Source organism: Nocardia seriolae NBRC 15557 (genome assembly GCF_007990715.1).
GTDB lineage: Bacteria > Actinomycetota > Actinomycetes > Mycobacteriales > Mycobacteriaceae > Nocardia > Nocardia seriolae.
In genome coordinates this window covers 19,805-32,037 of the sequence record NZ_BJWY01000021.1, presented here as the reverse complement: position 1 = coordinate 32,037, position 12,233 = coordinate 19,805, and the positions used below count along the sequence as shown (strand labels likewise).

The window sequence follows — 12,233 nt, the reverse complement described above, 5'->3', positions numbered from 1 at the left end:
TTCGTGATCATCCGGGCGAGGAGGGCGAATGCGACTGCATTTCCGTGGCACGGTGCTACCCGACGGTGAGGTCCGCGACCTCTGGGTGCGCGACGGCGTCATCTCCGACGAGCCGATCCGCGACGCCGACACCGTGCACGACGGCGGCTGGATCCTGCCCGGCCTGGTCGACGCGCACTGCCACGTCGGCATCAAACACGGTGGCGGACACGAGGATACGGCCGGTGCGGTCGCCCAGGCCGAAGCCGAACGCGACGCGGGCGCGCTGCTGCTGCGCGACGCGGGCTCACCCATCGACGCCCGCTTCATCGACGACCGCGACGACCTGCCCCGCATCATCCGCGCGGGCCGCCACATCGCCCGCCCCCGCCGCTACATCCGCGAACTCGGCATCGAGGTCGACGACGAACGCGACCTCCCCGACATCGTCGCCGACCAGGCCCGCCGCGGCGACGGCTGGGTCAAGATCGTCGGCGACTGGATCGACCGCTCCCTCGGCGACCTCGCCCCCCTGTGGTCCGACCCGGTCCTCAAATCCGCCATCGACGCCGCCCACCGCGAAGGCGCCCGCGTCACCGCCCACGTCTTCGGCGAAGACGCCCTCCCCGGCCTCCTCGCCGCGGGCATCGACTGCATCGAACACGGCACCGGCCTCACCGACGACACCATCGCCCTAATGGCCGCCCACCGCACCGCCCTCGTCCCCACCCTCATCAACATCGACACCTTCCCCGGAATAGCCGACGGCGCAACCAAATTCCCCGCCTACGCCGCGCACATGCGCGACCTCCACCGCCGCTCCCGCACCACCGTGGCCAAGGCCCACGAGGCGGGCGTCCCCATCTACACCGGCACCGACGCCGGCGGCTCCATCCCCCACGGCCGCATAGCCGACGAAATCACCGCCCTCGCCGAAGCGGGCTTCACCCCGCACGACGCGCTGGCCGCCTCCTCCTGGCACGCCCGCACCTGGCTCGGCCACCCCGGCATCGAACCCGGCTCCCCGGCCGATTTCGTTGTCTACCAACAAGACCCCCGCTCGAACCTCGCCGCCGTGGCCACTCCCGCCTACGTGGTTCTCCGTGGCCGCGTCTACGACCGCCGCTCGCCGGTCACCGGTTACCGTTGAAGGTTCGCGTGCTGCGTTGTGCGCCAACGAGTTAGGGTCGGGACCGTAGGGGGTTGACGATCCACGGCTCGGTACCACCGAGGAGGACGTTCATGAGTACGGTGTCCACGCCGCGTCGCGGTGCCTACGGGGTCGATACCCCGGCCCAGGCGGCCTTGATGGGCGGGCTGGTCGTGGTCGCGGTGGTCGTGGTCGTCTATCCGGTGCTCGAGGCGCTACGCGTGGTGCGGCCGGGGGCCGCCTGGTCATCGTGGACATCTTCAAGACCTCCGAGTACCGCCGGGCGCTGGCCGAATCCGGCGCGCTGGAGGTCGCCGATCGCGGGGCCGGCTGGCGGATGTGGTGGGGCGGACCCTGGGTCGCGACCCGGATCGTCAGCGCGGTCCGTTCTGCGTGATTCGGCTGCGGGGGAGACGCCGGATGCCACCGGCCTATCGATCGCGTTACTCACGCGGGCGGTGCCGCACGTGGAAGAATGTTGACTTACGACGAGTTTGGCAATCGGATCGACTCCGGAGCGGTGCCCGACAGGCGCGAAGCAGGCGGATCGGACGGAAAATGGCTATGGCCGTGGAGGTTTCGATAAATCACACCCTGGGTCCGACGACCATGGAAGGCTGGCTGGCCGAAGAGCCGCCTTCTGATGGATCTCGTCTCGAGCTGATTCTGGGGTACCTCTGCATGTCGCCCGCACCGACACTGCCACATCAACATGCCGCTTTTCGCCTCGCGATCGTGTTGGATCAGGCGATCACGGCAGCCGGGCGTTCGGACCTTCATGTCCTTCCGGCCATCGCGGTAAAGCTCAGCACGGCTTTCCGGACGGGGGTAATCCCCGATGTGGCGGTGGTGGCCGCTCCTATCGAGGGCCGGGCGAGCATTGAACCCGCCGAGTTGCTGCTGGCTGTCGAGGTGTGGTCACCCGGGAACAAGCGCGCGGAACGTGAGACGAAGATGGCGGGCTACGCGGCAGCCGGTGTCCCGTATCTGTGGATTGTCGAGCTCCCGAAGGGCAAACCGGTCAAGTTCACCGGTTATCGGCTGGTTGAGTCCGTCTACCGGCAGGAAGTACGCGTGATCGCGGGAGAGACGGTTTCGCCTCCGGCACCCGTTCCGGTCGAGGTGGTGACCGCAGCACTGCGCTGAAGCTCGCCTTCGGTCAGGGAGAGCGATTCGGCTGCGGGGCGCAAGTGAATCGGTCATGCTTCAGATGTTTGTTGTTCAACTGATGAGGAGTTGACCGTGGGGTCTATCGAAACCCTGGCTATTGCGGTGCTGGCCGGATTGATCGTGAAGGGGCTGACGTCGGGGAGTGGCGGGCCCGGGCCTGTGCAGCAGTAAGGTCTTCACGTGACTCAGCCCACCGGGTTGTTACCGGTGGGCTGTGGTGTTTTCAGGGGTGGATCGGGGCGATTTCTTCGGGGAGTGGGGGCTCTGGCAGAATGGACGACCGTCCTCATCGAGGACAGTGTCAGCCCGTCTCCGGTTCCGTACCGCGCGGCGGTCACCGCACTTGACGCAAAACCGGGTCCACCTCGTGTGGGCTGCTGAATTGCGACGTGACCAACCATTTGAAAGGCATCAGCTCATGGCTGTTCGTATCAAGCTGACCCGTATGGGCAAGATCCGCAACCCCCAGTACCGCGTCGTCATCGCCGACGCCCGTACTCGTCGTGACGGCCGCGCCATCGAGTCCATCGGCGTCTACCAGCCGAAGGAAGAGCCCTCGCTCATCGAGATCGATTCCGAGCGCGCCCAGCACTGGCTGTCCGTCGGCGCCCAGCCGACCGAGCCGGTGAAGCGCCTGCTGGAGATCACCGGCGACTGGCAGAAGTTCAAGGGCCTGCCGGGCGCAGAGGGCACCCTGAAGGTCAAGGCCCCGAAGCCGTCCAAGCTCGACCTGTTCAACGCGGCCCTGGCCGCCGCCGACAACGAGCCGGTCGCCGAGGCCGTCACCCCGAAGAAGAAGGCCGCCAAGAAGGACGAGGCCGCCGAGGCCGAGACCGCTGAGGCCACCACCGAAGCCGCCGAGTAATGAGCGCCGTTGTCGCCGATGCCGTCGAGCACCTGGTGCGCGGTATCGTCGCCAATCCCGACGACGTCCACGTCGAGCTGATCACCAGCCGTCGTGGCCGGACCGTCGAGGTGCACGTGCACCCGGATGATCTGGGCAAGGTGATCGGTCGCGGCGGTCGTACCGCGACAGCCCTGCGCACCCTGGTCGCCGGGATCGGCGGTAAGGGCATTCGCGTCGACGTGGTCGACACGGATCAGTAGATGGAACTGGTCGTCGGGCGGGTCGCCAAGTCGCACGGTGTGCGCGGCGAACTCGTCGTAGAAGTCCGCACCGACGAGCCGGAACTGCGGTTCGCGCCCGGCAGCGTCCTCAAGGGGAAGCTGCCGCGCGCCAACCGGACGCAGGAATTCGAAGTGGAGTCGGCCCGGGAGCACTCGGGCCTGCTTCTCTTGCGTCTGGATGGCATTGCCGACCGCACGGCCGCGGATGCGTTGCGGGGCTTGCTGTTCGTCGTCGATACGGCGGATCTGCCCCCGTCCGAAGATCCGGACGAATACTACGATCACGAACTCGAGGGACTGCGCGTCGAACTCACCGACGGCACCCTGGTGGGCACCGTCAACGAGGTGCTGCATTCGGCTGCGGGAGAACTGCTCTCGATCAAGGCCGGGGACGGGTTCCCGCCCGCTGGCCGCGAGATCCTGGTGCCGTTCGTGCTGGCCATGGTGCCGACCGTGTCGATCGCCGACGGCCTGATCGTCATCGATCCGCCCGAAGGCCTGCTGGACGCGGAGTAACGGCGTGCGAATCGACGTAGTCACGATCTTCCCCGAATACCTCGAGCCGATGCGAGCCGCCTTGCTGGGCAAGGCGATCGACAAGGGTCTGCTCGAGGTGGAGGTGCACGACCTGCGCCGCTGGACCCACGACGTGCACAAGGCCGTGGACGACACGCCCTACGGCGGGGGTCCCGGCATGGTCATGAAACCGACCGTCTGGGGCGACGCCCTGGACGAGGTGTGCCCGGACGACGCGCTGCTGGTGGTGCCCACCCCGGCGGGCGTGCCGTTCACGCAGGCGACCGCGCACCGGTGGTCCGCCGAGCAGCACATCGTCTTCGCCTGCGGCCGCTACGAGGGCATCGACCAGCGCGTCTTCGACGACGCGTCCCGTCGGGTGCGCGTCGAAGAGGTCAGCATCGGCGACTACGTGCTCATCGGCGGCGAGGCCGCCGTCCTCGTCATGACCGAGGCGTTCGTCCGGCTGATCCCCGGCGTCCTCGGCAATCAGCAATCCCACGAACAGGATTCGTTCTCCGGCGGACTCCTCGAAGGCCCCTCCTATACCCGACCGGTGAGCTGGCGTGGCCTCGACGTCCCGGAAATCCTGTTGTCCGGCAATCACGCCAAGATCGCGCAGTGGCGTCACGAACAGTCACTGCACCGCACCGCCGAACGCAGGCCCGATCTTCTCCCCGGTAGCCCCGATCTGCCGGGGGACCTGCGGGCGAAGGAGTAATCATGTTGAACCCCAGAGGTTTTCTCGGTGCGACCCTGATCGCGCTGGCCCTGTTCACCGCGGTGTTCGGCGGCGGCAAGGCGATCGCGGACAATCTCGACTCGCTGTTCCTGAGCCGGTTGGGCGACAAGACCGTCAGCATGCCGGGCTACGAGAACACCTCCGACGGACAGCATTTGATCGCCGAGGGCAAGGACGTGTGCGATCGCCTGCGCGCGGGCACCCCGGTCGTCGCCACCGACCAGTGGGGCTACCAGCAGCGCCTGATCTCCGCCGCCGTCGAAACCTACTGCCCCGAATTCAAGGCTTCCCAAAGGGATTTCGGCTGAGCGCGATCAGCGTACGGCCGGAATGACCGCGTAGGCGCCTTTGCGGTCGGCCACCATGACACCCCACGAAGCCGGGTAGACATTCAGCAGGGATGTGTCCAAAGGCATGGTGAGGATTGGTTTCTCGCCGGCGGCGGTCGGTCCCTCCGCGATCACCACGGTGCGCTTTCCCGTCTTGGCGTCGAAGGCGACCAGCCAGGTCTTGGAATCCGAGCGCTGAGACATCGTCGTGAGGATCGTATTGCCGATGCCGGCCGGGTTCGTGTCCACCTGCTCGCCGTCGGCCTTGATCGGGACCGTCCACCGAGCGCGACCGTCGGGCTCCTCGAGTCGGATCTCCCTGACGGCGGAGAGCTCTTCGCCCTTCAGCAACATGGCCGACCCATCGGACAGGGGAAGGCGAAAAGTGTCTTGCACGACTCCCGCGTGGCTGCCCAATGAGCGCCCGGTCGCCGTATCGACGGTCTCGAGGGTGTTCCCGGACGCGATGATGGCGATATGGCCGGGGCCGGAAACGCTGTGCAGGTAACCGAGCCGGTCGGGGACATCCCGACGCCAGATGGTCGCCCCGGTGGCCGCGTCCAGCCCCCCGATGACGAAGAGGCCGCCGGACGCCTGGCAGCGGAACATCTCCACGCCCGATTCGTCCGTGAAACCCACACCGTTCGGATCTTTCAGAAAATCGAGATCCTTCGCGATCGGCGTAGCACAACCCAGCGTGGCCGGATCAACGGTCCATAGCTGCGCACCGGTGCGTGGATCGCTGTGGACGAATTGCCCACTGGAATGGTCGTTCTCGCGCCATTCCTCGGCCGGGGTCGACCACAGCTGCGCGCCGGTGGCGGTGTCGTATGCGGTGCGGCCCGGAGTCTTCCGGTTGCCGACCAGCAGCACTCGGCCCGAATCCAGCACCTGGAACTTCTCCGTGTCGATCGGTGCGCCCGACGGCTGAATCGACCAAAGCTTGTGCCCGGAAGCCACATCCAGGCCGTCGATCCGACCGTTCGCCAAGGTGAACACCCCGGTCGCGATGGCGTCCCGGGCCTCGTTGGCATCCAGGTGCAGCTCCTTCGCGGCGGCGAGGTTCGGATCACCGGGCCGGGCGTGCGAATCGTGCGCACCGCACCCCGCCACCACCACCAGCACCGCCGCCGCGAGAGCGGCCCGCACCGCGATCTTGAAGTCCACATTTCCAACGTAACAACTGATTTCGTGAGAATTTCGTGAATATCGGGGTAACCGTCCAGAGCTGTTTTGGCACCCGAAGGGATTCGGCTGGTCTCGTCCGATGCGGGTCAGCGTGTGACCGGGATGGCCGCGTAACCGTGGTCGGGACCCGCGACGAGCAGGCCCCATGGTGCGGAACGGACCTGGGTACCCACGGCATTCAAATTCATGGTGAGAGTGGGCTTTTCACCCGCGGCCGTCGGGCCCGGGCCGACCACGACGGTGCGATGGCCGTTCTCGGTGTCGTAGGCGATCAACCAAGCCTTGTAGTCGGAGTCCGCGCGCTGCCGCATCAGCGTGAAGACGGCATTGCCACTGCTCACCATGAGTGGCTGCATCTCCTCCTTCGTGTCCAGCGGCACGGTCCATCGGGTCTTGCCGTCCGGCTCCTGGAGGCGCATCTCCTTGTCGTCGGCGATGACGTAACTGTCCAATGTGAGCGCGGACCCGTCGGCATAGGGAATGTGAAGTTCCTTGTCCGAGGACGGTTTACGGCTGCCCAGCGATTTCCCGTCCGCCATGTCGATGGTCTCGACGGTACCGCCGGTCTTGATCGTGCCGATGTGGCCGGGCCCGCGCAGGAAACTGCCCTTCTCAGGCACCTCGCGATGCCAGGCGGTCGCTCCGGTCGTGCGATCGAGTCCGCCGACGACGTAGTGGCCGTTCGGTGCCGCGCAGCGGAACACATCGACTCCGGGCCGCTCGGGGTCGAGGACGCCGGTCGGCTCGGTCAGGGTGGCCCCATCCGTATCGAACAGCGCCGGAGGGTCTTTCGACAAGGGTGTCGAGCAGCCGACCGTGCCCGGATCGACGCTCCAACGCCGCTCACCCGTGCGCGGATCGTTGTGCACGAACTGTCCGCTGGAATCATCGGCCTCGAACCACTGCTCGGCCGGGGTGTGCCACATCTGGAGCCCCGTTCCCGAGTCGTAGGCGGTCAGCCGCGGGCTGTCCTTCCACCCGACCAGCAGGACACGCCCGGAATCCAGCACCTGGATCTTGTCCTTGTCCACCGGCGTGGTGGGCGACTGAATCCACCAAAGCTTCTGTCCGGAACGACTATCCACGCCGAAGACATCACCGTTCACCACGGTGTACAACCCGTTGGCCATGACGCCGTAGGACTCGTTCGCGTCCAGGGCCAACGTTTTCACCGCGGCCAGATCGAGATCGGGGATGGACGGTTTGCCGGGATTCGTCGTGGCGTCGTCCGAACCGCAACTCACCGCCCCTGCCAGCACGGCGGCCGTGAGAGCGGCGCGAGCCGCGATCGTGGGTTTCATATTCGCAACGTAACAACTGATTGCGCGAGGATTGGGGTAACTCACCGGGTACGACCAGAGTTGTTTCGGCACTCGACGCAGGTACGCATGCATGCTGGCAACGGCTCTCAGCTGGGCGCCGAAGTCACGGAGAGGCGGGACAGTGAGTGGGGTGTGCGCCGGCTGTCAGGCGACGCCGGTAGTGTCTGCGGGCGTGACGACAGCCTCCGAAACCGTCAGCGCAGCATCCACAGGTGCCGAGAGCACCGTTCGCCTCGCCAGCGTCGGGCGGCGTATCGCCGACGAGCTGGGGGTGCGCGAGGAGCAGGTGCGCTCCGCAGTCGAGCTGCTGGACGCCGGGTCGACCGTGCCGTTCATCGCGCGATACCGCAAGGAGGTGACCGGCGGGCTCGACGACGCGCAGCTACGCACCCTCGACGAGCGCCTGACCTACCTGCGCGAACTCGACGAGCGCCGGGGCTCGATCATCGAATCCATTCGTGGCCAGGGCAAATTGGACGAGGCCCTGCACGCGCAGCTGATGCTCGCCGAGACCAAGGCCCGCCTGGAAGACATCTACCTGCCGTTCAAGCCCAAGCGGCGTACCAAGGCGCAGATCGCGCGCGAGGCCGGGCACGAGCCGGTGGCCGACGCCCTCATCAACGACCCGACCACCGATCCCGCGCAGTACAACGCCGAACAGCTCGACGGTGCGCGGGCGATTCTGGTGGAGCGTTTCGCCGAGGACGCCGACCTGGTCGGTGAACTGCGCGAGCTCATGTGGGAGCGCGGGCAGATCAGCTCGAGCGTGCGCGCGGGCAAGGAAGAGGCGGGCGCGAAGTTCGCCGACTACTTCGAATTCTCCGAGCCGTTCAGCAAGCTGCCCTCGCACCGCATTCTGGCGCTGCTGCGCGGCGAGAAGGAAGAGGTGCTCAACCTGCACCTCGAACCCGACACCGAAGAGCTCGAGGACGGCCAGCGCTCGATCTACGAGGGCCGCATCGCCATCAAGTTCGGCATCGCCGAGCAGGGCCGCGCCGCCGACTCCTGGCTGCTGGACACCGTGCGCTGGGCCTGGCGCACCAAGCTCCAGGTAAGCCTGGGCATCGACACCCGAATGCGGTTGCGGCAGTCCGCCGAACGCGACGCCGTCGACGTCTTCGCCGCCAACCTGCGCGACCTGCTGCTGGCCGCGCCCGCCGGTACCCGCTCCACCATGGGTCTGGACCCGGGCTACCGCACCGGCGTGAAGGTCGCGGTCGTGGACGCCACCGGCAAGGTCGTCGCCACCGAGGTCATCTACCCGCACAAGCCGCAGGGCCAGACCGAGAAGTCCCTGGCCGTGCTGGGCGCACTGGTCGCCCGCTTCAATGTCGAGCTCATCGCCATCGGCAACGGCACCGCCTCGCGCGAGACCGACGCCCTTGCCGCCGAACTGATCTCGCGCATCCCCGAGAACAAGCCCACCAAGATCGTGGTCTCCGAGGCGGGCGCGTCGGTGTACTCGGCCTCGGCCTACGCCTCCGCTGAACTGCCCGACATGGACGTGTCGCTGCGCGGCGCGGTCTCCATCGCCCGCCGCCTCCAGGACCCCCTGGCCGAGCTGGTGAAGATCGACCCCAAGTCCATCGGCGTCGGCCAGTACCAGCACGACATCTCCGAAACCCTGCTGGCCCGCTCGCTCGGCGCGGTCGTCGAGGACGCGGTGAACGCCGTCGGCGTCGACGTGAACATCGCCTCGGTCCCGCTGCTGTCGCGGGTGTCGGGCATCTCCAACTCGATCGCGGAAAGCATTGTCGCGCACCGCGATGCCAACGGTCCGTTCCGCAGCCGCGCCGGACTCAAGGACGTTCCGCGCCTGGGCCCCAAGGCCTTCGAGCAGTGCGCGGGCTTCCTGCGCATCCGCGAGGGCGACGACCCGCTGGACACCTCCGGCGTGCACCCCGAGGCCTACCCGGTGGTCCGGCGCATCCTCGACGCCAGCGGCAAGGGCATCAAGGAGATCATCGGCAACACCTCCACCCTGCGCGCCCTGCGCCCGGCGGACTTCACCGATGAGCAGTTCGGTGTCCCCACCGTCACCGACATCATCGCCGAGCTCGAGAAGCCCGGCCGCGACCCCCGCCCGGAATTCAAGACCGCCGAATTCGCCGCGGGCATCGAGAAGGTCGCCGACCTGAAGCCCGGCATGGTCCTCGAGGGCGTCGTCACGAATGTCGCCGCCTTCGGCGCCTTCGTCGACATCGGCGTCCACCAGGACGGCCTGGTCCACGTCTCGGCCCTGTCCCACAACTTCGTCAAGGACCCCCGCGAGGTCGTGAAGTCCGGCGACGTCGTCAAGGTCAAGGTCCTCGAGGTGGACGTCCAACGCCAGCGCATCGGCCTGTCCCTGCGCCTCGACGACGAACCCGGCAAGCCCAAGCCGGACCGCGGCGACCGCGGCCCCCGCAGCAACCAGGGCGGCGGCCAGCGCGGCGGCAACCGCGACGGCGGCAACCGCCAGGGCGGCCAGGGCGGTCAGCGTCAGGGCGGCCAGCGTCAGGGCGGCGGCAACCGCAACCAGCCCGCCCCGAGCGGCTCCATGGCCGACGCGCTCCGCCGCGCCGGTTTCGGCAAGTAACCCCGAGACCGACGAGCAGGCCCCGGAAACCCCAGGGCCTGCACCCGTTTTCAGGCCCGGTCGGTGCGGAGCGAGCCGCCGCAGTGAGGTGATCTCGCCGGAGCGTGCGGCGTGCAGCGGATCATTCCCCTTGTGCGCGCGGGGATGTCGGGGCCGGGTTTCGAGGCGGTCCAGCACCCGCAGGCCCGCCGAGCCGAGGGCGGCGCGCAACTCGCCGGGGCGCTACCGGCGTCACGACGGTCGGCCGGGCAGCGGGGAGCCGACCCGGTGGAGGGTGCCATCAGGGTCGACGTAGGCGAATTCGCGTAGGCCGTAGTCGGTGTCGACCGGTGGGACGAAGCGGCCGGGGAGGGCGGCGGCCAGCCATTCGGCGTAGAGGGCGTCGGCGTCGGAGACGTAGAGGTAGACGGCCGAGGCGGTGCGTTTCGGGTTGTGGTCGGACCATTCGGTGAGGTGTAGGGAGACACCGCCGCGGTCGGCGAAGCCGTAACGGGCGGCGCCCTCGTAGGCGTGGGCGGTGAAGCCGAGGCGGCGGTAGCGGGCCAGAGCGGCGTCGAGGTCGCGGACCGGGATGACCGGTGCGACGCGTTCGAACACGATCTCGTCGGACATCGCACCTCCGAAGGGTCGGCCATCTGGGGTCTGCCTCCCGACGGTAGCGGTCGGCACCGACAGCCGACCGACAGCCGTGGACGCAGCGGCGTCGGGGTGTGGACGATCGAACGTCCGCAGCGGTGGCGCGCGCTGTGGGGAACCCCGAATGGCCATGACGCCGAAGGCGATCCGAGTCGGGGACCGCCTTCGGCGTGCCGGGCGGGCTATTCGACGCCGAGGGAGACCTCGGTGGACTTGATGAGGACCGTCACCGGTTTGCCGTCGGCGAGAGCGAGGTCGTCGGCGGCGTCGCGGGTGATGGAGGAGGTGATCTCGTCACCGCCGGTGAGGCGGATGCGCACCACGGCCATGGCCTCGCCGCGGGTGACCTTGGTGACGGTTCCTTCGAGCTGGTTTCGTGTGCTGAGCTTCATGGTGCGGAGCCTACTGCCGGGCGGGTGCGCCGCGGCGGTGGCTGAACGGTTGCTGTGTCACGTGGTCGGAGATTGTGGTCCCTGCCTGGCGGTCCGCGGCGCGGGTAGCGTGGCTGGGGTTGGTGTTCACGCTGGAAATCGCAGGAGACGACACGGGCATGCATGTGCATCGGTGGTGGGAAGATGTCGTGGTGGCGCACGGCCGCTTGCCACTGGCATGCCTGCTGCTCGGATTCATCGTGGGATTCCTGCTGATTCGAATCAGCGTGCGGCTCATCCGCAAACAGGTGCGCTGGTGGCCGGGCAATGTGCGGGCCGGCGACGTGCACATCCACCACATGGTGTTCGGCGTGGTCCTGGTGCTGGGCTCGGGGATGGGACTGATCGCGCTCTACCAGAGCACCGTCGGCGTGATCAGCGCGCTGGCGGCGGTCTTCGGGGTCGGCGCCGCCCTGGTGCTCGACGAGTTCGCGCTCATCTACTACCTGCGCGACGTGTACTGGGAGGAGCAGGGGCGCACCTCGGTGGACGCGGTATTCGTGGCGCTCGCGGTAACGGGGCTGCTGCTGCTCGGTTTTCATCCGCTGTGGCTGCTCGACATCGGCAACGTCCGTGACTTCCGGTCCGATCCGAATGTGCCCGAGCGGTTGTTCACCGTCACCTTCGCCCTGGTGAACCTGCTGCTGGCGGCGATCGTCATTGCCAAGGGCAAGATCTGGACCGGCCTGTTCGGCATGTTCTTCCCGCCGCTGCTGGTCATCGGCGCGCTGCGGTTGAGCCGCCCGGGCGCGCCCTGGGCCCGGTGGCGCTACGGCGACGGTTCGGGGCTCATGCGCCGCGCCATGATTCGCGAACGCCGCTACCGCCGCCCGGTGATCCGCGCCAAGATCTTCGTGCAGGACCTGCTGGCGGGCAAACCCGATGCCGCCCACGTGCTGGCCGCCGCCGAGGAGGAGCTGGCCCGCACCGTGGTCCCGGCCCCGCCCGCACCTCCCTCGACCCACCTGCACTTGATCACCGGCCGCAAGCCCGCCGAACGCGCGCCGGATCCCGCGACCGCGGAACGACCCGCCGAACCGGTAGATAGCCAATAGGTTGCCGAC

Annotated in this window: 14 protein-coding genes; 10 read left to right on the top strand and 4 right to left on the bottom strand. The window is 67.9% G+C overall.

Translation table 11 applies throughout. The features are described 5' to 3' along the window. Nucleotides 1-28 precede the first annotated feature (28 nt). From NS2_RS09750 to NS2_RS09720, 8 genes are all read left to right on the top strand, one after another. The gene (locus NS2_RS09750; protein ID WP_033086099.1) at nucleotides 29-1,129 is read left to right on the top strand and encodes an amidohydrolase family protein; all 1,101 of its coding nucleotides are present in this window, start codon (nucleotides 29-31) and stop codon (nucleotides 1,127-1,129) included. 250 nt (nucleotides 1,130-1,379) lie between these two features. Further along, a complete protein-coding gene (locus NS2_RS35920; RefSeq protein ID WP_155239821.1) occupies nucleotides 1,380-1,526 on the top strand; it encodes a hypothetical protein in 147 nt (48 codons plus the stop codon). A gap of 167 nt (nucleotides 1,527-1,693) precedes the next feature. Then, a complete protein-coding gene (locus NS2_RS09745) occupies nucleotides 1,694-2,275 on the top strand; it encodes a Uma2 family endonuclease (RefSeq protein ID WP_071811712.1) in 582 nt (193 codons plus the stop codon). 442 nt (nucleotides 2,276-2,717) lie between these two features. Continuing rightward, complete coding sequence (gene rpsP, locus NS2_RS09740) at nucleotides 2,718-3,164, top strand: 30S ribosomal protein S16 (protein ID WP_033086100.1); 447 nt, start codon at nucleotides 2,718-2,720, stop codon at nucleotides 3,162-3,164. Beyond that, nucleotides 3,164-3,406 (top strand): RNA-binding protein, encoded by a 243-nt coding sequence (locus NS2_RS09735; RefSeq protein WP_029930032.1) that lies wholly within the window; start codon nucleotides 3,164-3,166, stop codon nucleotides 3,404-3,406. Before rpsP ends, NS2_RS09735 begins: the two co-directional genes overlap by 1 nt. After that, complete coding sequence (gene rimM, locus NS2_RS09730; RefSeq protein ID WP_033086101.1) at nucleotides 3,407-3,943, top strand: ribosome maturation factor RimM; 537 nt, start codon at nucleotides 3,407-3,409, stop codon at nucleotides 3,941-3,943. It abuts the gene before it with no gap. Nucleotides 3,944-3,947: 4 nt separating this feature from the next. Next, on the top strand, nucleotides 3,948-4,664 hold the full coding sequence (gene trmD / locus NS2_RS09725) for a tRNA (guanosine(37)-N1)-methyltransferase TrmD (protein WP_033086102.1): 717 nt from the start codon (nucleotides 3,948-3,950) through the stop codon (nucleotides 4,662-4,664). Nucleotides 4,665-4,666: 2 nt separating this feature from the next. Continuing rightward, the gene (locus NS2_RS09720; RefSeq protein ID WP_033086103.1) at nucleotides 4,667-4,993 is read left to right on the top strand and encodes a DUF732 domain-containing protein; all 327 of its coding nucleotides are present in this window, start codon (nucleotides 4,667-4,669) and stop codon (nucleotides 4,991-4,993) included. 6 nt (nucleotides 4,994-4,999) lie between these two features. On the opposite strand, the gene NS2_RS09715 is transcribed toward NS2_RS09720, so the two are convergent. After that, complete coding sequence (locus tag NS2_RS09715) at nucleotides 5,000-6,181, bottom strand: outer membrane protein assembly factor BamB family protein (protein ID WP_071344441.1); 1,182 nt, start codon at nucleotides 6,179-6,181, stop codon at nucleotides 5,000-5,002. A 107-nt stretch (nucleotides 6,182-6,288) separates the two neighbouring features. Then, nucleotides 6,289-7,503 carry an outer membrane protein assembly factor BamB family protein gene (locus NS2_RS09710; protein WP_033086105.1) on the bottom strand — a complete coding sequence of 405 codons (1,215 nt, stop codon included), beginning with the start codon at nucleotides 7,501-7,503 and terminating at the stop codon, nucleotides 6,289-6,291. A gap of 193 nt (nucleotides 7,504-7,696) precedes the next feature. Here NS2_RS09710 and NS2_RS09705 point away from each other — a divergent pair, with 193 nt between their 5' ends. Next, nucleotides 7,697-10,102: a Tex family protein gene (locus NS2_RS09705; RefSeq protein ID WP_052086033.1), complete on the top strand. Its 2,406-nt coding sequence runs from the start codon at nucleotides 7,697-7,699 to the stop codon at nucleotides 10,100-10,102. Nucleotides 10,103-10,333: 231 nt separating this feature from the next. Here the strand turns inward: NS2_RS09705 and NS2_RS09695 are convergent, their stop codons facing one another. Both NS2_RS09695 and NS2_RS09690 read right to left on the bottom strand, forming a co-directional pair. Then, entirely contained in the window at nucleotides 10,334-10,714 is a 381-nt protein-coding gene (locus NS2_RS09695; protein ID WP_033086106.1) for a bleomycin resistance protein, read from the bottom strand. A gap of 206 nt (nucleotides 10,715-10,920) precedes the next feature. Next, on the bottom strand, nucleotides 10,921-11,130 hold the full coding sequence (locus NS2_RS09690; RefSeq protein WP_033086107.1) for a TOBE domain-containing protein: 210 nt from the start codon (nucleotides 11,128-11,130) through the stop codon (nucleotides 10,921-10,923). Nucleotides 11,131-11,294: 164 nt separating this feature from the next. On the opposite strand from NS2_RS09690, the gene NS2_RS09685 reads away from it, so the two are divergent. Next, nucleotides 11,295-12,224, top strand: coding sequence for a hypothetical protein (locus tag NS2_RS09685; RefSeq protein ID WP_052086052.1), 930 nt, complete (start codon nucleotides 11,295-11,297; stop codon nucleotides 12,222-12,224). Nucleotides 12,225-12,233: the final 9 nt, after the last annotated feature.